Origin of the sequence: Rhodovibrio sodomensis (assembly GCF_016583645.1) — a bacterium.
Classification (GTDB): Bacteria; Pseudomonadota; Alphaproteobacteria; order Kiloniellales; family Rhodovibrionaceae; genus Rhodovibrio; species Rhodovibrio sodomensis.
In genome coordinates this window covers 1-22800 of record NZ_NRRL01000068.1, presented here as the reverse complement: position 1 = coordinate 22800, position 22800 = coordinate 1, and the positions used below count along the sequence as shown (strand labels likewise).

Sequence of the window (22800 nt, the reverse complement as noted above, 5' to 3'; positions counted from 1 at the left end):
CGGCCCAGCAAAACCAATAAAGTTTGCAAAGTTTGTTGCCCACGGGTCCCGGTGGCGCCTCGTGCGCCGCCGAGACCCGTGGTCGCGCGTCAACACCCTATGCCAATGGGGCGTAGGGGGCGCTTACACTTCTCTTCGCCCTGCAGGTCGTCTTCGGCGACCAGCGGCAGGGCTACGGCTTCCGCGCCGGCTGTCGCGGCGTCGCGGATCGACTGCGAGCCGCCGATCGGGTTCTCGATCCGGCCGAAGTCGGTCTCTTCGCCGGTCGCCGCCTCGTACAGCTTTTCGCCGCCGGCGGCGCCGGCGTTAAGCGCCATGGTCGCGATATCCACGGGCGCGCCGGCGAGCTCCGCCAGGCCGCGGCCGGTGCCCTGCGCACCAATCGTCAGGTCGCGGGCGAAACCGTTTTCGGGCCCGGTTTCTGGCGGCGCCTGCGGGCGGGTCTGTGTCGCGGGCTGCTCGTGCCATGGAATGTTTTCACCGGCCGGGTCGAAGGGCGGGGCGATCTCGGTGCGCTTGCCTTCGGCCTGCTGGCTCTCCTCGAAATAGGTGCGGGCGGCCTTGGCGGCGGCCTGCGGATCGTCGGTCTGGACGCGGACGCGCTCACCCGACGGCAGTTGGACATCGATTGGCATTATTCGATCCTGTTTCCGTCGAGGTCGATCACTGGCACGCCGCCGTTGCCGCCGCCCGTGCCGGGCTGGCCGCTCGCGCCGCCGCCGCCTTGGCCGCCGCCCGGGGCCGGCGACGCGCCGGCGGGGCCGCCCTGCGGCTGGCCGCCTTTTGGGCGCCACGGATCGACGTTGAGCCGGTCGCCGTACATCTCGCGGGCGGTGCCTTCGTAGATTTGGTAATTCCGCACAAGCCGGTTGCGCGCCGACTGCAGCACCTGCGACATCGCAACGGGGTCTTGGGCGTTGGCGCCGACCGTGCGCAGCGCGCGGGAAATGTCCGCCTCGGTAAGACGTCCACTCTCCCGGGACTGGGCGATCGAGTACGCGAGATCCAGGAACGCCGCCTGCATCTGCCGGTTCTCGATCCCAAGCTCGCGGAACGTCCCTTCGTAGGCCGCCGCGTCGCCGGGCGCCTCGATCTCGGTCCCGGTCAGTCGCATGGCCGCCTTGGCCTGCGCCGCCATGTCGTTGAGCAGCCCCGAGGCGCTGCCGACGATGCCGACGATCTGCGCCGGGTCTTCGGCCTGCTGCAGCCGGCCGCTGATCTCGTCGACCGTGGCGACCGCCTGCTTGGTCGCGCTGCGCCGGTTCAGGATCTCTTGCCGAGTCGACTTCAACTCGCTGCTCTCGAAGCCGAGCTCTTCGTTCGAGCCCTGCGGCTGCGGCTGGTTGTACGCCTGCCACCCCTCGGGCACGCGCTCGCCGGTCGCGAAGTGGTACGTTCCGGCGCCCGGATCGAAATAGCCTGAACGCTGGTCGCCGTTGGGGCCGCGGAGTGCGATCCGCTGCTTGTTCGGGCCGGCCGAGCCGTCCGCACCCGCGATCGCCGCCTGTTGGTCGTTGAGTTGTTCACCGCCGGCGGCGCGGTTGATGAGCCCGGCTTCCGCGGTGCTCGCCGTGTCGCGGCCGTAGATCGGGCCGGCGCTGCCGCGGGGGTCGCCGGCGCCCGGGACCACCATGTCGCCTTCGCCGACAGTGAGGGGGCTCGCGGCGGCCTCCGCGTAAATCTGCCCGAGGTTGTTCTGCTGGTTCCGCGCAGCCACGCCCTCACGGTCTTCCGGCGAGATCGCGTCGTTCACACCCAGCGTGTAACCCTTCGGATCGCTCGCGTAGCCGATGCCTTGCACGATCGGTTGCGAGCCCCGATAGGCCGCGATCCCGTTACGGACGAACTGGTTCGCTTCGTCCGGCTTCATGCCAGCGCGCATCGCCATCCGCATGGCTTCGATCGCGCCTTCGCGCAGCTCGTTTCCGGCGTACTCGCCGAGCGAGTTTTCGAGATCAGCTTCCGGCGCGTCGGTCCGGTGCTGCTGCGAAGGGTGGGCGCCGCTCAGATGGAAGTTTTCGCCGGCGACGTCGATCTTCGAGAACAGGTCGGCGATCTTCTCACGCCCCTGCTGCTGGCGCTGTGTGGCTGTGTAGTCGGCGCGCTCGTTCGCCGCCTTGGCGCTGTAGAGGTCGGCCTGCGCCCGCTGCGCCCCGATCTGCGCCTGCTCCGCTTGGCGCTCGGCCTCGCTCGGCACGGCGTTGTACATGCTCGTGAACGCCTGAGCGATCTTGCCCGGCTGGATACCCGGGGAGCCTACGGTCAAACGACGGCGGCGCATTGGCTTTCCTCGCAATTAAGCGCAAGTCGTGTTTCAAGTTTGCAACACCGGGGACTTGCCGCGTGTCACCTCCATTTCTGGGGATGCTATCAGACCCGACCAGTAATGCAAGGCTTTGAGGGCTGTTCGACCTTGCCGGGTGTCGGTTTTTCGGGCATTGTCCACATCAGGACTTTTATCGATACCGCAAAGCGAAGGATTGTCGCCATGCCGGCAAAAATGACTGAGATGCAGCAGGTGTTCGCGCTTGAGTATGCACGTAACGGAGGCAACGGGACGGCCGCCGCGAAAACCGCCGGATACTCGGAAAGATCGGCCCACGAGCAGGCGCGGCAGAACCTGAATTTGCCGCACGTGCAGGAAGCCATCAGGAAAGCCCTGCTCAAGCAGCGGGCCGAGTCTGGGGTAATCGGCCTGTATGCGCTCCGACAAGTCGCGCAAGACCCGAAAGCGCCGCACGCGGCCAAGGTCAGCGCCGGCCGTGCGCTGTGCGAGCACGCGGGGCAACTCGGGACCGCGAAGGAACTCGAAGCGGAGCGCGACGCCGCCGACAACGGCGACAAGGACGCCGCCGATCCCATGGACTTCCTGCGGGCGATCCTCGACGGCCGCGACGTCGCCAACGCGGGGTAGCCGTCATGCAACTCTCAGAAATGACGCAGGACGAGTTGCGCAGCCACGTTCGCCGGATCACCGGATTTTCACCCCCGGCGCCTGGCGCGCCGCGCGAAAAGTGGCGCGCCTGGTTCGCCGCCGCGGTGCTGGCGATCGGCCTTCGCCACCACGGCGACCGCGAGCAGGCAATCCAGTGGACGCGGGATCGGTTAGCGGAGTGCCCCGACGGCGCGGCGTATCTCGCCGTGCTGGATCAGCACAGCAACGGTGCGCGGTCGGCGGGCGTGGAGACCAAGACCGAGCCGATGGAACTGCTTTTGCAGTAGATCGCCGCAAGGTGGGACAGGTTGGGACAGGTGCTTTCGCTCACCTGTCCCAGCTGGAAGCCGCAGTATGCCTGGGCTGGGACAGGTGGGACAGGTGGGACAGGTACTTTTAGAGTTATAGAGAAAAGAAGCGTAAGGATAGCCCCCTGCTGTTATGGTACGAGGCCAAAAACTGGTCGCCAGTGCATCTCTATATGGGGAATCCGAAAAATCCCCGCCCCACCTGTCCCACCTGCCTCACCACGCGGAAAACTGCCATTTTTTGAAGCCGCTCACCTGTCCCACCCCCATCCGAGCCTGTCCCGCCCTGTCCCACCAAGGCCGTTTGTCCGGGTTTAGGCGTCTTCGCCGTCTTCCCAGGGAATAGAATGGCCGATCCACGCTTCAAATTGCGCCCGACAATCGTCCAACGGCGGGAGCACGTAGAATCTGACCTGACCGCTATCACAGCGGCGCTTCGTGTCCTTGATGCTCGGTGCCAGGATACGCAACTGCTTGCCGAACTGACCACCATCTACACCGTATGTCGTGTGATATTGCTTATCTTTCAATCTGGCGCGGTAGGTCTCGAACAACACGCGTTTGGAGACTTCTTCGGGCTTTTCGGGCCACCCACCGTTGAAGTCATGCGCGCCCGGCACGTCGCCCTCGCGCAAGCAATCGAACCAGAATTTAGCGACGCTATCGAGTGACTGGATCTTTTGGTCCAGCAACCCTTCGGTCTTCGGAACCTGGCCGACGTTGACGGTCGACAGATCGAACCGCTGCAGGTGGTGTAGCAGGGCCCCGTAACCACCTTGCTCCATCTCTTGGAGTATGGCTCGGAAATACGCGTGATCTTGCGCCCGTGCGTTCGACACGTTGAGGACCGCGAAGCGTCTCTCGGCGACCTCCACCGGCACCACCCATTCTTCGTTCGACGTGATGAGCAGGCGCATCACGCTCTTGATCTGGTAGGCATCTACGCACTTCGCCTCAAGCTGCATGGTGCTCCCGGTGATCATGTCCTTCAGCTTGCCGACCGCATCCTTGCCGCCAGCCCAGAAAGCCTCCTCGGCCTGTACCAACAGCGCTTGATTGAAGTGCCGATTGAACCGCCCCGTGAACTGCTCCGGGCTGCTCACCTTCGTGTGGTGCGGCGGAAACAACCGGCCGATCACTTCGCCCACGATGCTTTTGCCGGTCCCCTGCGTGCCTTTGAGCACGAGAGCGGTGCCGGGTTTCGTGCCCGGCCGCTGGATCATATGGGCGAACCAGCCGACCACCCATCTGTAGATCGTCTCGTCGCCGCGGGCCACGTTGTCTCGCAGGTGGTCGAGGAACCGCTGGCAGCTCGCGCTCGGGTCCGGCTCTACGGCGAAACCGCACCAAAGGTTGTAGGTGTCCGGCTTGGTGCCGGACGGGTCGAACGTGACGCCGTTGTAAGTCTTTCGGCGGGGACTCTGCAGCCAGATGTCGGCGACAGAGCGCTCCTGTGCTTTTTTGCCCGCCTTGGGATCTTTGATCCGACGGTTGGCCAGAAAATTCCTAGTGTCCGGGACTGACAGAAAGGCGGGGGTAGTGGGTCGCCCATACTCGTCTTTCTGCCCCCGCACCACGACAACCCGGCTGCCCACCTGCGCGATCGCATATTCGGCGTTCACCTCGTCGACCGCCCGTTCGATCGGCGAACGATCGTCGGCCGGCCGGTCGGCCTCGGCGATCGGCGGAAACTCGTCGCCCGGTTCGGGCCGGCCGTTCCAACCGCCTTGTTGCGCCTCGTGGAACCACGTCCCGGCGCCGATTGAATTGACGGTCTCCGCGTCGATCGACTGCCACACCCTATCCGTGTAGTCAGGATCGTACTTGTCGCTCTTGGCCGAGAACTCGTGCCAGATGTCGAGGGCTTCACCCTCAGCGTTGCGGAGCGCCGACTTGAGCGCGTGCGCGATGCTGACCCAATCGTCGTAGTGCCGGTCTTCGTTATGCACGTATGGCAGCGCCGCGCGGATCTTCTCGGCACCCGCAGTTAGCGCGCTTTCCGGCTTTTCCTCGCGATCGACCGCTCCGCCGCCCGCGGTTTTCATCTCCGCTTCGTGGACGAGCACCATCTCGTTTTCCCACGCATCGATAAACGCTTCGATCTGTTCGCGGGTGACGACCGTCAACTCACTGACCGGTGTGTCGAGAGGGGACCCTTCCGACCACTCGTAAGGCCGGCCTGTGTCCGGGTGGACGCCGAAGGCGACCGTCTGTTGACCGTCGACCTGCAGCTCAACCGTGTTCAGCACACCGTCGAGTTCAAAGGTCGCGGAGCGCAGCCGTTTCAGGGGCTCATCGCACCGATAGAGGCGGGACGTCTTGGGTGCCTTGCCTGTCCTGACCGGAGCGGCGCCTAGATGCTTGTCCGCGAGCCGCTGAGCGGCTTCCGCGGCCGTCGGCGACAACGTGTCCAGGTCGGGGACCACAAGCCCCCCATAGCCCGCCGCGAGACCACACCCCGGCTCACCTACGCCGCGCGCGGGCCACTCCGCCCACCGCCGCAGGGTCGCCGGAGAGGCCGGCTCTCGGGCGTACCTTTGCCAGCCGGTCATCGCTTGCCAGGTTGTCCCGAGCAGTCGGCCGGGGGTTTTGCCACCCTGCTTCTCGACACCTTGCGACCAGAACGTCTTGTCGGCCGGCACGATCGGCAACGGGCTGTATCCGTTGGCTGACAGGGTGTGGAGGGTCGTCCCGAAGTCGTCGCCGTTGGGCGCCTGCGGCGCCGCGGGCGCGGCGTTGTCGTCGGTCATTCTCGTGTTCCTTCTCAGGGAGGAGCGGCGCATCACTGCGCGGCTATTGCGGGTTGTCGTGGGCGTCGAGCAGCGCCCAGAACCACGACTGGACGTCTTCCGGATACAAGCCGGTGTAGTTGTCGATCGCCCGGGTCATCGCCTCATAGAGCGCGTGCGCAAACGCTTCGTGCACCTGCCAGTGCATGTCGGGCGGAAAAGCCGGGACGACGCTAAGCAGGCATGCACGCTTCGCACCCATGACGTCGTCGTATCGGCGAACGATCGACCACAGACACACGTCGGGTCCGAGATCCGCCGACAGGTCGTCTGGGTATTCACCCGACCAAGATTTACGAAGCCGGTGCGTGCGGTGCGGGTTCTCGGAAAACCAAGCGATATCGTCGGCCTGCCAGGGCGGCCGTTGCTCGCTCGCGGTCATCGTGCGCACTCGCACGACAGGCGATCACAAGCGGCGCACCACTGTACCCAAGCGAAACTGCGGTTTTCGGAGGTTTTTCCGCGGCAAATCGGGCAGATCGCCCTTGCCTTTGCGCGGTAGTCTGATACCTTGTTGTCCATCGGTTTACCCCACCGACCCTGCGAGTGAGTGTTCCGCGGCCCGTCTCGACACCCCCGAGGCGGGCCGTACTCGTTCCGGGCGGCTTATGCCGCGTCGGATGGGGTTTTCGGTGGCAGGCCCTCAAGCCAGCGTTCGAGATCATCCACCAAGATCACTGTCCGCCGGCCGAGCTTGCGTGCACGCAGCCGGCCGCTGCCGATCTCGTTGAAGATGGTCGAGCGAGACGAGCTGGCCGCCTTGGCCGCTTCCGGGATCGACAAGGCCAGTTTTTGGGCACTTCGGGTCTGAAGGTCCTGCGACATGTGCTGGGGCTCCGCGTGTGCGTCGTTTGTCAAAGTCCAGCACACTTTAGGAGAGAACACCAATGGAGTCCAGATTGACTTGAAATAATCCGACTTTGTCAAGCACTCGTTGGGCTGACGTCAAGCAATCAAACAGTTTATCCGTCAAACTACTGTTGAGCTCGCCAGTGACACCTATTAACTGACACGGGCCGTCCAAGGGCTGTAGACGCCGCGGTCTCGCCTGACGAATGCGCCATGGCGGCCGTAAAACGCCGAACGCCGGCGCACATGGCGCCGGCGTTCAACGGACGAAGCGTTGGTAGGAGCTATCAGCCAGCCGCGGCGAGGCGCATCACATTGGTGCGCGACGGGACCCGATCGGCGACCCTTCGGCGGTTGATCGGACCAACGCAGAAACCGATGTAGGACGCCCACGCGTCCAGCGCCTGGCGGCGCTCGTTGATCCGCTCGTAGACATCATACGTGCGCGCGATCTTCGGCACCGCATGGCCAATGGTCATCTCCGCCGTCCGATCGTCGACGTGGAGTTGAGCCAAGCCAGACCGCAGCGTGCGGCGGAAGTCGTGGAGTGTGAAGCCTGTCACGCCTGACTCTTGTTGAAGCCGGTCCATTGCACGCTGCGCGCCGTTGAATGGCTTGCTCGGGTCGTTCCCGCGGATGACATAAGGCGAGACGACCTTCGCCGACGCCCGCTGCGCTTTGAGGCGCAGCAATATCCGGATCATCGGCTTGGACAACGGGACCACGTGGTCGCGGCGCGTCTTGTACCTCTCCGCGCTGATATACCAGTAGCCGTCGTCGAGGCTCACTTCGTCCCATCGCATGAGCCGCACGTCGTCGCGGCGCTGCCCGCTCAGCATCAAGAGCCGCACGAAGTCGGCGGACCGCTGGCCCATGTCCGCGGTCGCCAGCCATACCGCTCTCAACTCGCCGCGGTGTAGCGTCCGGTTCCGGGGCTCTTCCTTCGACTTGAAGTTCTTGAAGGTGGGCACGCCCTCGATCATGCCGCGATCCTCGCACCAGCGCAGGCACGCCATGATCTCGCTGAACACCCGGTTCGCGCCGGTGCTCAAACCCTTGCGGCGCGCAAGGTCGACCACCTCCACGATGTCCGGCCGCTTGATCGAGCCTATCCAGCGGTGCCCGATCACCGGTTCGATGTGCCGCTCGAAGAGCGACTTCTTGTTGGTGATCGTGTTGGGGCGAAGGCTGCCTGCCAAGGCGGCCCGGTACTTCCCGTGGGCCTGGGCGAACGTCATGTTCTCCGCTTCTTCCCGCTCGTCGCTTGTCTCGGGCATTAGACCCTCGCGGGCCGCCGCACGGTACTTGTCGGCGCGCTCCCGTGCTTCGGCGAGCGACACGGACGGGTAGGCCCCGAGCTGCTGCCGGGCACGCCGACCATGCACCATGACGCGGACCGCCCACACCTTCTCGCCATGAGGCGAGATCCGCAGGCGCAGCCCGCGGCAACCCCCATCGGAGACTTCGCGCCAGTCGGTGGCTCCTCGAAGCGGTTTCAGGTTCCTGACAACGGAGTCGGTCAAAGCGCGCGGCATTGTGAACCTCTCTTGGGCCAGCCTTGGGCCAATTTTGGCCCGTGGACCATGGGCGTCCGTTACCGTCCGCCCGCGAAGTCGATCCGGCTATAATGCCCGAAAATCGCAGAAACGCAAGGGTTACAGAGTGTCCAGTGAAGTCCAGCAAGGTCCACCAAGCAATAGCGCATGAGATGATATTAAGTCTCCCAGACGTGAAGCCTCCCTGTTCAACTTGCCCCGGAAACTCTGGTTTCCGGGGCATTTTTTTGTCTCCGGCGCCGCTTGGTCCTTTCGCCATGCCGGCGCCCCGCGATGTGCGCGCGCGCCAGCGACGGTTCGCGCAACTCTATTCCCCCGCACCCGTCGCGGTTGTGTTAAGCTTTTGTGAAGGCCCGGTCGCGAGACTGGGGTTTAGCCGCCTCCAGGCGGCGCCCGGGTGTCCGTGCCACCTGGTTTTGGAAAAGCGGGCAGCCGGAAGACGGGCCTTGGGGAGGGCGAAGCTGGCCCGCGGTGTTCCTGCACCGCGGCGCCACCGATCACGTCCTGCCCGCCCCCCGAGCGGTCAAGGACCCCTGTTTGGGAGACCGTCGATGCTGTCCCGCCGTTTTCACCGACCGTCAGTCACACACGTGCGCACCCCCGCGCCCACCCGTGCGCCCCGATCCCGCGCGGGCGCGCGGCCAACGCCACGGCGCCGATGCGCGCTCGTCGGCGTGGCGCTGGCGGCGGTGGTCTTCGCCACGCTTGCCCAGGCCGGCGAGCGCACTGCCGCCGCGCGGGCGGGGCAGGTCGCCGCCGCCAGCGCCACCGCCGCGGACGAACGCCCGCTCGCGGCGGTAAGCTACGGCTGCGGCTGGGCCGCGACGCGGCTGGCCGATCCCAGCTGGCGGCCGTTCCTGAGCCAGGTCGCGCGCGCCTGCCGGGCGATCGCCGACAATCCCCAAACCCGGCAGATCACCCAGCAGGCCCATCGCGAGCGGGCGTTCACCGCCGCGCTGGACCGCGCCGCGCGCGGGCTGGATGCGCTGTACCTGGAGATGTGGCGCGTCCGCCTGGCCGACGAGAGCCCGGGCATGGGCACGGTCGCCCTGAGCGACACCGGGGTCTTCCTGACGCTGCAGCACGAACGGGTGTTTCGCCTCGCCGACCGGATCGTGCTGCACTACGAAGCCGGCAGCCGCACCGCCTGGCTGCGCTGAAACGGCGGCCTGATCCGCTTGCGCCGGCCCTGGACGTGACGGTCGGCCGCGCCGTAGCTTGATCCCGAAGTAACGCGGCAGCGGCGCGAGGGAGCCTGACGGCGATGCATATCCTGGTGTTCGGGGCTGGCGGGGTCGGCGGCTACTACGGCGCGCGCCTGGCCGAGGCCGGCTACGCGGTGACCTTCGTCGCCCGCGGCCGGCACGCCCGGGCGATGGCCGACCACGGGCTGCGGGTGCGCTCCGCCCGCGGCGACGCGACGATCGCCCGCCCCACCGTGGTCGAAGACCCGGGGACGCTCGCCGCGGCGCCGGACGTCGCGCTGGTCTGCGTCAAGCTGATGCATACGGAAGACGCCGCGCGCCGGCTGGCGCCGCTGGCCGCCAAGGGCACGGCCGTCTGTTCGCTGCAGAACGGCGTCGACCGGGGTGAGATCCTGGCCCGCCACTGCGGCCAGGACGCGCTGCTCGACGGCACCACCCAGATCGGCGCGGCGATCGCCGAACCGGGGGTGATCCAGCACACCGGCACGATGGCCGACCTGACCTACGGCGCACCCGACGGCCGCGCGCCCAGCGCCCGCATGGCCGACCGGCTGCAGGCGCTCGACGCCGCCCTGCAGGAGACCGCCCGGCGCACCGGCGGGTTCGAGGCACGCCAGAGCCCCGACATCCGGCTCGACATCTGGCGCAAGTTCACCTTCCTCGCCCCGTTCGCCGGCCTGACCGCACGCCATCGCAGCCCGATCGGCCCGCTGCGCGACGCGCCGGAAACCCGCCGGGAACTGAGCCAGCTGGTTGCGGAGACGGTTGCGGTCGGCCGCGCCGCCGGGGTCGCGCTGGCGGACGACCGGGAAGCCCAGGTGCTGTCGTTCGTCGACGGCCTGCCGGCGGAAATGAAGAGCTCCATGCTGCACGACCTGGAAGCCGGCAAGCCGCTGGAGCTTGACTGGCTGACCGGGGCGGTGGTGCGCCTGGGCGCGCGCCACGGTGTCGCGACGCCGGCAAACCAGGTGATCCGCGATGCCCTGGCGGCGTACAAGGACGGGTAACGATCGATGCGCCGGGGTGCACCGTTGGGGGATCGCACTTGCGCCGTCAGCCCCGGGGCCCCATATTTACCTTAGAAGGGTTCTAAACACGTGGGCGCTCCCGGCTCGCCTCCGGTCGCGCCGCAACCAAGTCAAGCGGGAGAGACGAGGACATGGACAAGATCAACTCCGGCATCTCCGCCGAAGACCGCAAGCGCCTCGCCGAGGGCCTGTCGCGCGTGCTCGCCGACAGCTACACGCTGTACCTGAAGACCCACAACTATCACTGGAACGTCGAGGGTCCGAACTTCAAGGCGTTCCACGACCTGTTCGAAGAGCAGTACACCGACCTCGCGACGGCGGTCGACGAGATCGCCGAACGGATCCGCGCGCTCGGCCACAAGGCGCCCGGCAGCTACTCCGAGTTCATGGAGATCGGCGCGATCGAGGAGGACACCGGCCATCCCGACGCGATGAGCATGGTGCGCCGCCTGGCCGAGGATCAGGAAACGGTCGCCAACACCTGCCGCCAGGTGTTGCAGACCGCCGGCGAGGCCGTCGATGTCGCCACCGACGACCTGTTGAGCGCGCGCGTGCGCGTCCACGAGAAGAACGCCTGGATGCTGCGCGCCCACCTGAGCCAGTAAGCCGCCCCCGGCACGCGCCGCGCGCCTCCCTCTTCCGCCGGGAGCCACGCGGCCAAGTAGCCCCCGCCCCACTGCCCCGGGCGGGGGCTTTTTCTTGTGCGGCCCGTGTCCATCAGCGGGCATAGCGCCCAATCTCCTCTCCCTTGAGGGGAGAGGGAGGGGCCCGCGGACCATCCGGTCTGTGGGAGGGTGAGGGTGGGTTTCCCCGCCGTGCGCCGGGGAATCCCACCCTCACCTGTCCTCTCCCCTCGAGGGAGAGGGACCCGCGGAGACGGCGTGCAAACACGCGGACGGCTCATACCTACCCCGCGCCCTGCTTCACCGCGTGGTCGGCGATCTTGCGCATCACGGTCGGCAGGCCGGCGTCGGACAGGCGGTCGAACGGCCACCACTCGCCCGCCGCGACCGTCGTGTCCGCCGGCACCTGCGCCGCCCAGACGGTGATCGTGACGTGGAAATGGGTGAAGGTGTGGCGCACCACCCCGGGCAGCTCGGTCCAACCGGCGGCAAGGGGCGCGTGCCCGCGCGCGTCCGCCGCATCCCAGGCGGCTTCCGTCCAGTCGGTCGACGGCACCTCCAGCATGCCGCCCAGCAGGCCCTTGTCCGGCCGGCGGCGCAGCAGCACGCAGCCGTCCGCGCGCACCGTCCAGAAGGCGACAGCCTGGCGGGTCGGCTTGGCCTTCTTGGCCGCCTTGACCGGCAGGTCGCCGGCGATGCCGCGGGCGCTGGCACGGCACGCCTCGGCGAGCGGGCACAGCATGCAGCGCGGCTTGCGCGGCTGGCAGATCCCCGCCCCCAGGTCCATCATCGCCTGCGCGAAGTCGCCAGGGCGGTCGTGCGGCACGAGGTCCCCCATGCGCGCGCGCAGCGTTTCCTTGGCGCCCGGCAGCGGGTCCTGAACCGCGAACAGGCGCGCCACCACCCGTTCGATGTTGCCGTCGAGCGGGGCGCTCGGCCGGTCGAACGCGATCGCGGCGATCGCCGCGGCGGTGTAGGGCCCGATCCCCGGCAGCTTGCGCAGGCCGGCCTCGGTGTCGGGGAACTGCGCGCCGTGATCCCGGCTGACGGTCTGCGCGCAGGCGTGCAGGTTGCGCGCCCGGGCGTAGTAGCCGAGCCCCGCCCAGGCGGCGAGCACGTCGTCGCGCGGGGCTGCGGCGAGCTCGTGGACGCTGGGCCAGCGCGCCAGGAACGCGTGGAAATACGGCTGCACCGTCTGCACCGTGGTCTGCTGCAGCATCACCTCCGACAGCCAGACGTGGTACGGATCGGCCCGCGCCCCCGGCGGCGCGCGCCAGGGCAGCCGGCGGGCGTGCCGGTCGTACCAGGGCAGCAGCCGGTCGGCGACGGACGACAGCTTCGCGCTTGCGGGCTCACTCATGCTCCCCCCTATACTGGCCGCGAGACGACCTAGGCCAGAGCCGGCGAGCGGCCAGCCGAAAACGCGATTGGCGTGACGGCACAGCTTTGCAGCGGGTCGCCTCTCCGCCTGTAGGGGAGAGGGACCCCGCCGCGGCGCCCTGCAACCCCAGGCCAACGAGCCAGGAGCGCGAAGCGATGGCGGAGGACAGTGGTAAGGCGCCGCGCGGGCGGGTCAGCCAGGCCAGCACTCAGGGCGCCGGGAAGCCGGCGGGCGACGGACGCCGTCGGTCGATGAGCGCGCTGGGCGCCAACGTCGAGCGGGTGACCCGGCAGGTGCTGGGCAAGCGCGCGCTCGCCGAGGCGAGCCTGATCGCGGAGTGGCCGTCGGTCGTGGGCCAGGACTTCGCCCGCGCCTGCCAGCCGCGCCGGCTGGTGTTCCCGGACCGCAAGGCGCGCCGGGAAGCCACCCTGGTGCTGCGGGTCAAGTCCGGGGAGGCGACCCGGCTCGCGCATCTGGAGCCGGTGCTGATCGACCGGGTGAACGGCTTTTTCGGCTACCAGGCGGTCAAGCGGCTGAAGCTGGAGCAGGGCCAGCTGGTCGACCGCACGCCGGCGCCCCGCCCGCGCCCGCAACCGACCCTGGACGACTCCGAGTCGCGGGCCGCCCGGGAGCGGATCGCCGGGATCGAGGACACGCGCCTGCGCGACGCTCTCAACCGCCTGTCGGACCGGCTGTCCGGCGCCGGTTCCGGCGGCCGTTCCGACGGTGGATCAACGCGATAGGCGATCCCCCCGCAACGCTGGACAGGTCGCCACACGGGTGCCCATATCCCGACCTAATCAGGGAGCCGCGCGCGGCGTTCCCTTGCGTCGGGCGGGCGATCCCCGCTAATCTCACAAGATATGGTAGGTATGCGATGAAACTGCGGAATATCCTGATCGCCAGCGCGGCTTCGGTCGCGATCTTTGGCGCCGGCCTGACGGCCTATCTGGCGACCGGCGGCTGGTCCGAATCGGTCGCCGGCCTGCCGGCCGGCGCCGGCGAGGCGATCGCGGCCGCCCAGGACAAGGGCTCCGACGCCCAGACCGTGCAGGCCGGCGACGTCACGCAGGTCGGCGAGAACGAGCACGTGCTGGGCGACCCCGACGCGCCGATCACGATCATCGAGTACAGCTCGCTCACCTGTCCGCACTGCGCATCCTTCCACAACAACACCCTGCCGAAGCTGAAGGAGCAGTGGATCGAAACCGGCAAGGCCAAGCTGGTCTACCGCCACTACCCGCTCGACCGCCTGGCGCTGGCGGGCGCGCTGGTCGCAAACTGCTTCGAGGGCGACCGCTTCTTCGCGGTGATGGACATGATGTTCGCCCGGCAGCGTCAGTGGACGCGCTCGGACAACCCCGGCCAGGCGCTGCAACGGATTGCCAGCCAGGCCGGCATGGACAGCAAGACCTTCAACCAGTGCATCAGCGACCAGCAGGAAGCCAAGAAGATTTTGGATCGCCAGCAGGTCGGCCGTAACCAGGCCAACGTGCAGTCCACCCCGACCTTCCTGATCGACGGCGAGAAGATCGAGGGCGCCAAGCCGTACGCCGCGTTCGAGGAAGCGCTCCAAGCCGCGGGGGACGGTGCGTGATCGGCCGCGCCGCACCCGGCCGGCCGGCCGGCGCCCGGCCCGCCGTCCGCCGGCTTACTGTCCGCCGGCTTACTGTCCGCCGGCTTACTGTCCGCAGTCTCACCGGCCGCCGTCTCACGATCAGGGCAGAGGCATAAGCCGGCGATGCAGTTCAACCGCCTGCGTCTGAAGGGGTTCAAGTCGTTCGTCGACCCCACGGAACTGGTGGTCGAACGCGGCATGACCGGGATCGTCGGCCCGAACGGCTGCGGCAAGTCCAACCTCGTCGAAGCGCTGCGCTGGGTGATGGGGGAAACCTCCGCCAAGCGCATGCGCGGCGGCGAGATGGACGACGTGATCTTCGCCGGCTCGCAGCGCCGGCCCGCCCACAACATCGCCGAGGTCGCGGTCCACCTGGACAACACCGACCGCACCGCGCCCGCCCAGTTCAACGACCTGGACGAGCTTGACATCGTCCGCCGGATCGAGCGGGACAAGGGCTCGACCTACCGGGTCAACGGCCGGGAGACGCGGGCCCGCGACGTCCAGTTGCTGTTCGCCGACCAGGCGACCGGCGCCGGGTCGACCGCGTTGGTCAGCCAGGGCCGGATCGGCACGATCATCAACGCCAAGCCGAGCGACCGGCGAACCATCCTCGAAGAGGCGGCGGGGATCAGCGGCCTGCACTCCCGCCGGCACGAGGCGGAGCTGCGGCTGAAAGCGGCGGAGAGCAACCTGGAGCGGCTGGACGACGTGATCCAGACGCTGGAGCAGCAGCAGCAACAGCTGCAAAAGCAGGTCCGCCAGGCCAAGCGCTACCGCAACCTGTCCGAACGCATCCGTCGGACCGAAGCGCTGCTGCTGCACCTGGACCACCAGCGCGCCAAGCAGGCGCTGACGGACGCGAAGGAACGCCTGCAAGCCGCCGAGGCGAAGGTCGCCGACCTGACCGAGGCGGCATCCCAGCGCGCCACCGAGCAGGCGGACGCGCAGAACGCCCTGCCCGACCTGCGCCAGGCGGAGGCCGAGGCGTCGGCCGAGCTGCAGCGCTTGAACCTGGCCAAGCAGCAGCTCGACCAGGAGGAGCGGCAGGTCGAGCAGACCCGCAAGCAGGCCCAGGCGCGTCTGGACCAGACCGACGCCGACAAGCGCCGCGCCGAGGAGCAGGCGCGCGACGCCGACAGCGCGGTCGCCCGCCTGGAGCAGGAGCGCGCCGAGCTCGAACAGGCGAGTGCCGGCGAGCAGGACGCCCACGACGCGGCCGAGCGCGCCCGCCAGCAGGCGCAGGAGACCGCGCAAGCGCGCGAAGCCGAGCTGTCCGAATTGAACCAGCAGGTCGCCGCGGACGAGGCGCAGGCGCGCAACCTGGACAAGCGGATCGACGAACTGGCCCGCCGGCTGGACAAGCTGAAGCGCCAGCGCGAGGAGACCCAGCAGCAGATCGACAAGCTGACGGCCGAAGACGGCGGCGACGGCCGCGAGACCGAGCGCGCCCGCGAGCGCGCGGCGCAGGCCGAGCAGGCCCTGAGCGACGCGCAGGGCGAAGCCGAGCTGGCCGAGCAGGCCTTGTCGGACGCGCGCGAGCGCGAGCGCGCGGCCCGCGAGGCGCTGCAGACGGCGGAGGCCGCCCGGAACAAGCTACAGGCGGAGATCGACGCGCTGGCCGGCGTGGTCGAGGGCGGCGACGGCGAGAGCTGGACGCCGGTGATCGATTCGATCCGCGCGCGCAAGGGCTATGAGGCCGCCCTGGGCGCGGCGCTCGGCGACGACCTGAACGCCCCGGAAGACGGCGAAGCGCCGGTCCACTGGCTGGAGCTGCCGCCGCTGGACGACGCGCCGGCCCTGCCGGCCGGCACCACGGCGCTGGCGCACGTGGTGCGCGCGCCGCACAGTCTGGCGCGGCGGCTGTCGCAGGTCGGCGTGGTCGCCGACCGGGCCGAGGGCGCGCGCCTGCACCCCAAGCTGGCGCCGGGCCAGCGGCTGGTCAGCCCGGACGGCGACCTGTGGCGCTGGGACGGCTTCGTCGCCGGCGCGGAGGCGCCGACCGCCGCCGCGCAACGGCTGCAGCAGCAGAACCGCCTGGCCGAGCTCCGCGGCGAGATGCCGGACCGCCAGCACGCCCTGGACCAGGCGCAGCAGGCGCACGACACCGCCCAGGCGGCGGCCCGGCAGGCGGCCGAGCGTGAGAAGGCGGCGCGCCAGGCGGTCGGCGACGCGCAGCGGGAACTCGACAGCGCGCGCCAGGAGCAGGCCCGGCTGGAAAAGGCGGCGGCGGCGGCGGAAAGCCGCCTCGCCTCGCTGCGCGAGGCCGCGGAGCGGCTGGACGGGGAAGTCCGCGAGGTCGAGGCGGAGCTCGCCCAGGCGCGCCAGGAGAAAGCGGAGCTGCCCGACGTCCAGCACGCCCGGCAGAAAGTCAACGAACTGCGCGCGAAACTGGCGGAAGCGCGCAGCGAGCTGTCGCAGAAGCAGAGTGATGTCGAGCGGCTGGACCGCGAGGCCGACCAGCGCGCCCGGCGCCTGCAGGCGATCGATCGCGACGTGCAGAGCTGGCAGGAGCGCGCTCAGGCGGCGCGCCAGCACCTCGACGACCTGGACGCCCGCCGGGCGGAGGCGCGCACCGAACTGGACCAGCTGGCGGCCAAGCCGGACGAACTGCGCCGGCAGCGCGAGACCCTGGCGGAGAGCATCGAGGCCGCCGAGCGCAAGCGCCAGCAGGCGGCCGACGCGCTGGCCCAGGGCGAACGCCGGCAGTCCGAAGCCGACCGCGCGCTGAAGGACGCCGAGAAGCAACTGGGCGAGGCGCGCGAGCAGCGCGTGCGCGCGGAAAGCCAGCTCGAGCAGGCCCAGGCCAGCGCCGACCAGATTGTCGAGCGGATCGAACAGCGCCTGCACCTGCATCCCGACCGCGCGCTGGAAGCCGCCGAGATGGACCCCGGCGCCGAGCTGCCCGGCCGCGACGAGGTGGAAAGCCAGCTGCAGCGCCTAACCCGGGAGCGCGACAACATCGGCCCGGTGAACCTGCGCGCCGAGCAGGAGGAGGCGGAGCTGCAGGAGCGCATCGACGGCATGCGCTCGGAACGCCAGGACCTGACCGACGCGATCGCCCGGCTGCGCAGCGGCATCGCCAGCCTGAACAAGGAGGGCCGGGAGCGGCTGTTGGCGGCGTTCGAGCAGGTCAACGGCCACTTCACCGACCTGTTCACCCGCCTGTTCGGCGGCGGCCAGGCACAGCTGTCGCTGACCCAGACCGACGATCCGCTGGAAGCCGGGTTGGAGATCTACGCCTCCCCGCCCGGTAAGAAGCTGCAGGTGATGTCGCTGTTGTCCGGCGGCGAGCAGGCGCTGACGGCGCTAGCGCTCCTGTTCGCGGTGTTCCTGGTCAACCCGGCGCCGATCTGCGTCCTCGACGAGGTCGACGCCCCGCTCGACGATGCCAACGTCGACCGCTTCTGCACCCTGGTCGAGGAACTGGCGCGGAGCGGCAAGACCCGCTTCCTGGTGATCACCCACCACCGCATGACGATGGCGCGGATGGACCGCCTGTTCGGCGTCACCATGAGCGAGCGCGGTGTCTCCCAGCTCGTCTCCGTCGACCTTCAGGCCGCCGAGGAACTGCGCGAGAGCGCGTAAGGCGGCGCAGAGTGGCTCCCCGTGGAGTGGGTTGCCGGAGAGTGGGGTGTCACTGCCGCGCCGGACCACCCATCCCCTCTCCCTCGAGGGGAGAGGGGCCCGCCGCTGCGCTGTGCCGTCCCCGCCAAAACCCGCATGAATCCAGGATTTCGGCCACTTCCGGGCGCGCCGGGCGGGCCTTGACAGGGGGTGGGGTGCCCCGTATTTTCGCCGCGCCTTGTGCGGTGCCGCACTTCTGCCGCGCGCCGGCCTCTTTAGACACGACAGCGGATCGAGACGCGACGGCGGACGCTCAATCGTCCTGGAAGGCGGACTTTGCGATGCCGGACCCCGACGAGCCGTCCCCGCTGAAGGGGCTGGGCGAGCGCATTGCGGCGCGGCGTGAGGCGCGGGCGCGCGATCAGGCGCGCAATTCCTCGCTCGCCTCGACGAGCGGCCTGGGGTTGGGCTTGCGCATCGCCACCGAGCTGGTCTCGGCGCTGGCGGTCGGCGTGGCGATCGGCCTGATCCTGGACACCTGGCTGAACACAGCGCCCTGGTTGTTGATCACCTTCTTCATCCTGGGCGCGGCGGCGGCGATGACGAACCTGATCCGTACGGCCAAGGAGGCCGACGCCGCCCAGGCGCGCGAACGCGCCGAGGCGGCCGGGGCCGACGGGGCCCGCGACGGGAACGCGCGGCGGGACGGCGACACGCGCGCGGATCGTGACCGGGAGCGACCGGGCACCGGTTCGCGGACCGACACCAACCGCCCGGGGAACGGCGGCAACGAGAGAGAGGGGTAGTCGTGGCGGAGCAGACGTCCACGAACGGCGGTGACGGCGGCGGCGGTTTCGGGCTGCACCCGATGGAGCAGTTCGAACTCTCGCCGATCGTCCCGATCCAGATCGGCGATCTCAATCTGTCTTTCACCAACTCCTCGCTGTGGATGGTCATTGCGGTCGCGATCATCTCCGCGCTGATGATGCTGCCGACCCGCGGGCGCGCGCTCATCCCGGGCCGGGCGCAGGCGGCGGCGGAGATGCTGTACGAGGTCGTCGCCAACATGCTCCGCGACAGCGCGGGCAAGGAGGGCCGGCAGTACTTCCCGTTCGTGTTCTGCCTGTTCAGCTTCCTGTTGATCGGCAACCTGCAGGGCCTGATCCCCGGCTCGTTCACCTTCACGAGCCACATCGTGGTGACCTTCGCGCTGGCCGCGGTGGTGTTCCTGGGCACGACGGCGATCGGCTTCGCGCGCCACGGCATCGGCTTCCTGAAATTCTTCGCGCCGGAGGGCGCGCCGAGCTGGTCGCTGCCGCTGTTGGTGCTGATCGAGCTGATCTCCTACCTGTCGCGGCCGGTCTCGCTGGCGCTGCGTCTGTTCGCGAACATGCTGGTCGGCCACGCGCTGTTGAAGACGCTGGCCGGGTTCGTGTTCGTGCTGGGCATCGCCGGCGTGATCCCGCTGGCCGGTCTGGTCGCGATCACCGCCCTGGAGGTGCTGATCGCCATCCTTCAGGCCTACGTCTTCGCCATCCTCAGCTGCATCTACCTGAACGACGCCCTGCACATGCACTAAGCCGCATGGAGCAGGGGGCCGCAGGTGCCGCTCACCAGATGGCGCGGATCCCTTCGCCCCCGGCCGGCCCATTCGACGACCCCAAGGGCGCGACCCGCCGTCCGGCCGGCTGACTTGACCAAGCAACCAAGCGTGAGGACGAAACAATGGAAACCGAAGCTGCGAAGTTGATCGGTGCGGGCCTGGCCGCGATCGGCGTCACCGGCGCCGGCATCGGCGTGGGTAACGTCTGGGCCAGCTACTACAACGCGATCGCCCGCAACCCGTCGGCCAAGAACGACATCGGCGCGAACATCTGGATCGGCTTCGCGGTCACCGAAGCGATCGCGCTGTACGCCCTGATCGTCGCACTGATCGTGCTGTTCGCGTTCTAAGACACCGGATCGGCGTGCCGGCCGTCGCAGGCGGCCGGCGGAACGACGACGAGACGGTTGGATCGGTCGGTCACGCATGGACGGCTTGATGGGGGGCCGCGGGCGGCGTCGGCTGACGCCCGCGGCCCTCGCCGCGCGTGACGTGACGGCGGGATGCGGGATCCGGCAAAGGGTTCCACGGCGACGAGAAGCCACCACCGCCGGGCGGCCGATAGGCCCCCGGCCGCCGCACGTCGGTGCCAGGCGCGCGGACCCGTTCCGCATCCGCCCGACGTGTCAGGACTTACAGGGGTTAGGCGATGCCTCAGTTCAACCCGGAATGGTTCGCCAGCCAGATCTTCTGGCTGATCGTGACCTTCGTGGGCCTGTACCTCATCATGAGCCGCGTCGCCCTGCCGCGCATGGCGCAGATCATGGAAGAGCGGCAGGACAAGATCGAGGACGACCTCGCCAAGGCGGAGAAGCTCCGCCAGGAGGCCGAGGAAGTCTACCAGTCCTACGAGCAGCAACTGGCCGAGGCGCGGCAGCAGGCGCAGAAGATGCTGAAGGACGCCAGCGACCAGCTGGACAAGGAACAGCGCGAACGCCACGAAGCGTTTTCGAAGGAACTGGACCAGAAGATCGACGAGGCCGAGCAGCGGATCGACAGCGCCAAGCAGCAGGCGCTCGACAACCTGCAATCGGTCGCCGGTGAGGTGGCCCAGCAGGCGAGCGCCAAGCTGCTCGGCGAGCAGGTCGCCAAGGACAAGGCCGACGCCGCCGTGAAGGACGCGATGAAGCGCACGCAGGAAGGAGGTCAGGCCTGATGCTGCAGAGCACGACGTTCTGGGTCGCCGTCGCCTTCATCATCTTCATCGGGATCGTCGGCTACTACGGCCTGCGCCCGATCCTGCGCACCCTCGACGCGCGCGGCGAGAAGATCCGCAAGGACATCGACGAGGCCGAGAAGCTGCGCGAGGAGGCCCAGCGTCAGCTGGCCGACTATAAGAAGAAGCAGCGCGAAGCGCAGCGCGAGGCCGAGGAAATCATCGAGCACGCCAAGACCGAGGCGAAGCGCATGCGCGAGCGCGGCGAGCGCGATCTCGAGGAGCAGCTCAAGCGCCGCGAGCGCCTGACCATGGAGAAGATCGAGCAGGCCGAAGCCCAGGCACTGGCGGAGGTGCGCAACCGCGCGGCCGACATCGCCGTGCGCGCGACCGAGCAGCTGCTGCGCGACAACATGTCGGACACCCACCAGAAGCAGCTGGTCGACAACACCATCGAAGGCGTGCGCAAGAACCTGCACTAGAGCAAAATCGATGGAGGTCGAACCGACCTTCGTCGTGAATTTTGCTCTAACTGCTTGAAGAGAGGGCAAGATGAACGCGGACGGTGGGTAAGCCTTCCGCGTTTCCGCCCTAGGGTGCGGACGCCGTTCGCGTTCGCCGACACAAGCGCCGCCGGGCTCGACACAAGGCCGGCGGCGTTTTTTCGTTATCGCCCACATGGTGAGCCCCGGAGCGCGCCCTCGGAAGACCCCTGCGGTACAGCCGACAATGGCCAGCAAGCGCAAATCCTCCAAAGGCACAGGCGGCGCGGCCACCGGCACGCGGCGCATCCTCGCCACCCTGCCGGACGCGGTCGGCGCGCAGACCGTCATCGTGGTCGCCGGCTCCCAGAGCAAGCCCGTGTTGGCCCTGCTGCTGCTGAAGATCGGCGAGGGGATCAAGGACGCCACCGTGGTTCCCTGCCACGACCGCGACGACGCGGCCGAAATCATTCAGCAGCACCAGCCGCTGTCCCCCCAGGACCTGCCGCTGGACCTGGGACGGACGCTGATCGTGGCGGCCCTGTCGGAAGGCGCGCCGGCGCCGGACTGGCCGGAGGCCGCGCGGCGCACCGGTCTCGACAAGCTGCGTCGGTTCCCGATCGCAGGCCGCGACTGGCTGGGCGTCCTCGACCCCGACGGCACGATCCTGACCACCGCGACCCAGGAACGCGCGGACGCCGCGCGGACAGCGCTGCTCGCGGCGGCGGACTGGGCCGAGCGCCATCCCATTGTGGGCACCTGGGAAGAAGACCCGGCGTGCCTGATCGACGCCGGCGCCGACCCGAACGCGCACCGCCGCGAGCTCTACGAATACGTCTATCCGGCGGTCGAGCGGAACCGCCCGCTGTGGCGGGAGATCCTGCTGCGCGCGGCGGTCGTCCTGCGAGAGAAGCACGACGATTGGTTCGGGATGGCGCTCAACGCCGCCGCGTTCGACGAGGTGACCGACGTGCGCGACGTCCCGGTCGCGCACGTGATCGCCGGCTACACGGCACGGTCGTTCCACGACACCCCGGACGGCCGCCCCGCGGATCCGAACGACGACGCCGGCGGCGCTGCGGTGGACCTCGGCCCGCCGGCCGCGCCGGGCGAACTCGAACGGCTGCTCGCCCAGGCGGGGGCGGAGGCCGACGTCATGTGGCTGGACGGCTACATGACCGCCTGCGAGCTCGCGCCGGAGCCGACCGGCTACGAGACCTGGGTCCGCGACCTCCTGTCCGGCGGCGATGTCCTGGACGACCGGGAAGCCGCGCAACGCCTCCTCGACCTCGTCGTGCAGCGGTTCGAGACGCTGCTGGAGGCCCTGAACGATTCCCAGGCGATCCGCGACAGCGTCGCCGACGTCGCCGGCGCCGACCTCGCGGCCTGGGCGCGCGGCTTCACGGCCGCCACCCGACGCCTGCCCGGCAGCTGGCCGGCCGAGCGCCTGCGCGAAACCGACCGCGCCTGGCTGGACGCCCTCGCTGGCTTGGGCCGCGACGGCACCCGGATCGCCGAGCGCGACGGCCTCGCGGCCTGGCTCGCCGAGCGCGCGGAAATCACCGCGCGGCCGGACGCGTAGCGTGGAACCGTCGAGGCGCCGCGCCATCACGCCTAGCGTAGGTGGTGCCGCATGATCCCCTCTCCCTCGAGGGGAGAGGGAGGGGCCCGCGAACCGTAGGTCCGTGGGAGGGTGAGGG

General features: G+C 68.9%; 21 protein-coding genes. 14 read left to right on the top strand and 7 right to left on the bottom strand.

From position 1 onward, the window contains the following. Nucleotides 1-89 precede the first annotated feature (89 nt). Entirely contained in the window at nucleotides 90-635 is a 546-nt protein-coding gene (locus tag CKO28_RS18545) for a hypothetical protein (protein WP_200342302.1), read from the bottom strand. Beyond that, complete coding sequence (locus tag CKO28_RS18540; RefSeq protein ID WP_207168867.1) at nucleotides 635-2281, bottom strand: hypothetical protein; 1647 nt, start codon at nucleotides 2279-2281, stop codon at nucleotides 635-637. The genes CKO28_RS18545 and CKO28_RS18540 overlap by 1 nt, the downstream gene beginning before the upstream one ends. A 105-nt stretch (nucleotides 2282-2386) precedes the next feature. Here CKO28_RS18540 and CKO28_RS18535 point away from each other — a divergent pair, with 105 nt between their 5' ends. Together CKO28_RS18535 and CKO28_RS18530 are read left to right on the top strand one after the other, a co-directional pair. Continuing rightward, nucleotides 2387-2914, top strand: a complete 528-nt coding sequence (locus CKO28_RS18535) for a terminase small subunit (protein WP_200342300.1) — start codon at nucleotides 2387-2389, stop codon at nucleotides 2912-2914. A 20-nt stretch (nucleotides 2915-2934) separates the two neighbouring features. Then, nucleotides 2935-3222 (top strand): hypothetical protein, encoded by a 288-nt coding sequence (locus tag CKO28_RS18530; protein ID WP_200342299.1) that lies wholly within the window; start codon nucleotides 2935-2937, stop codon nucleotides 3220-3222. A 335-nt stretch (nucleotides 3223-3557) separates the two neighbouring features. Here the strand turns inward: CKO28_RS18530 and CKO28_RS18525 are convergent, their stop codons facing one another. From CKO28_RS18525 to CKO28_RS18510, 4 genes are all read right to left on the bottom strand, one after another. Next, nucleotides 3558-5993 (bottom strand): DUF5906 domain-containing protein, encoded by a 2436-nt coding sequence (locus tag CKO28_RS18525; protein ID WP_200342298.1) that lies wholly within the window; start codon nucleotides 5991-5993, stop codon nucleotides 3558-3560. Between the two features lie 43 nt (nucleotides 5994-6036). Beyond that, on the bottom strand, nucleotides 6037-6414 hold the full coding sequence (locus CKO28_RS18520) for a hypothetical protein (protein WP_200342297.1): 378 nt from the start codon (nucleotides 6412-6414) through the stop codon (nucleotides 6037-6039). Nucleotides 6415-6638: 224 nt separating this feature from the next. Beyond that, entirely contained in the window at nucleotides 6639-6857 is a 219-nt protein-coding gene (locus tag CKO28_RS18515; protein ID WP_200342296.1) for a helix-turn-helix domain-containing protein, read from the bottom strand. Between the two features lie 311 nt (nucleotides 6858-7168). Then, nucleotides 7169-8416 carry a tyrosine-type recombinase/integrase gene (locus CKO28_RS18510; RefSeq protein WP_200342295.1) on the bottom strand — a complete coding sequence of 416 codons (1248 nt, stop codon included), beginning with the start codon at nucleotides 8414-8416 and terminating at the stop codon, nucleotides 7169-7171. 695 nt (nucleotides 8417-9111) lie between these two features. Between CKO28_RS18510 and CKO28_RS18505 the strand changes: the two genes are divergently transcribed. The 3 genes from CKO28_RS18505 (at nucleotide 9112) to CKO28_RS18495 (ending at nucleotide 11275) form a co-directional block, all read left to right on the top strand. Then, nucleotides 9112-9597, top strand: a complete 486-nt coding sequence (locus tag CKO28_RS18505; protein WP_200342294.1) for a hypothetical protein — start codon at nucleotides 9112-9114, stop codon at nucleotides 9595-9597. Between the two features lie 104 nt (nucleotides 9598-9701). Continuing rightward, on the top strand, nucleotides 9702-10649 hold the full coding sequence (locus CKO28_RS18500; protein ID WP_200342293.1) for a 2-dehydropantoate 2-reductase: 948 nt from the start codon (nucleotides 9702-9704) through the stop codon (nucleotides 10647-10649). 152 nt (nucleotides 10650-10801) lie between these two features. Further along, the gene (locus CKO28_RS18495; protein ID WP_200342292.1) at nucleotides 10802-11275 is read left to right on the top strand and encodes a Dps family protein; all 474 of its coding nucleotides are present in this window, start codon (nucleotides 10802-10804) and stop codon (nucleotides 11273-11275) included. A gap of 301 nt (nucleotides 11276-11576) precedes the next feature. On the opposite strand, the gene mutY is transcribed toward CKO28_RS18495, so the two are convergent. Beyond that, nucleotides 11577-12653, bottom strand: coding sequence for an A/G-specific adenine glycosylase (mutY, locus tag CKO28_RS18490; RefSeq protein WP_200342291.1), 1077 nt, complete (start codon nucleotides 12651-12653; stop codon nucleotides 11577-11579). Between the two features lie 176 nt (nucleotides 12654-12829). Here mutY and CKO28_RS18485 point away from each other — a divergent pair, with 176 nt between their 5' ends. The 9 genes from CKO28_RS18485 (at nucleotide 12830) to CKO28_RS18445 (ending at nucleotide 22682) form a co-directional block, all read left to right on the top strand. After that, nucleotides 12830-13417: a DUF721 domain-containing protein gene (locus CKO28_RS18485; protein ID WP_200342290.1), complete on the top strand. Its 588-nt coding sequence runs from the start codon at nucleotides 12830-12832 to the stop codon at nucleotides 13415-13417. Between the two features lie 134 nt (nucleotides 13418-13551). After that, on the top strand, nucleotides 13552-14271 hold the full coding sequence (locus CKO28_RS18480) for a DsbA family protein (protein ID WP_200342289.1): 720 nt from the start codon (nucleotides 13552-13554) through the stop codon (nucleotides 14269-14271). A 144-nt stretch (nucleotides 14272-14415) separates the two neighbouring features. After that, nucleotides 14416-17880 (top strand): AAA family ATPase, encoded by a 3465-nt coding sequence (locus CKO28_RS18475; protein ID WP_200342288.1) that lies wholly within the window; start codon nucleotides 14416-14418, stop codon nucleotides 17878-17880. Between the two features lie 320 nt (nucleotides 17881-18200). Beyond that, a complete protein-coding gene (locus CKO28_RS18470; protein ID WP_200342287.1) occupies nucleotides 18201-18665 on the top strand; it encodes an AtpZ/AtpI family protein in 465 nt (154 codons plus the stop codon). Between the two features lie 53 nt (nucleotides 18666-18718). After that, nucleotides 18719-19438, top strand: a complete 720-nt coding sequence (locus CKO28_RS18465; RefSeq protein ID WP_200342303.1) for a F0F1 ATP synthase subunit A — start codon at nucleotides 18719-18721, stop codon at nucleotides 19436-19438. Between the two features lie 146 nt (nucleotides 19439-19584). Beyond that, nucleotides 19585-19812, top strand: a complete 228-nt coding sequence (locus CKO28_RS18460; RefSeq protein WP_027287710.1) for a F0F1 ATP synthase subunit C — start codon at nucleotides 19585-19587, stop codon at nucleotides 19810-19812. A gap of 299 nt (nucleotides 19813-20111) precedes the next feature. Next, a complete protein-coding gene (locus CKO28_RS18455) occupies nucleotides 20112-20618 on the top strand; it encodes a F0F1 ATP synthase subunit B family protein (RefSeq protein WP_200342286.1) in 507 nt (168 codons plus the stop codon). Beyond that, nucleotides 20618-21100 (top strand): F0F1 ATP synthase subunit B, encoded by a 483-nt coding sequence (gene atpF, locus CKO28_RS18450; protein WP_200342285.1) that lies wholly within the window; start codon nucleotides 20618-20620, stop codon nucleotides 21098-21100. Before CKO28_RS18455 ends, atpF begins: the two co-directional genes overlap by 1 nt. 247 nt (nucleotides 21101-21347) lie before the next feature. Then, nucleotides 21348-22682, top strand: coding sequence for a Y4lR C-terminal helical domain-containing protein (locus tag CKO28_RS18445; protein WP_200342284.1), 1335 nt, complete (start codon nucleotides 21348-21350; stop codon nucleotides 22680-22682). Nucleotides 22683-22800 lie beyond the last annotated feature (118 nt).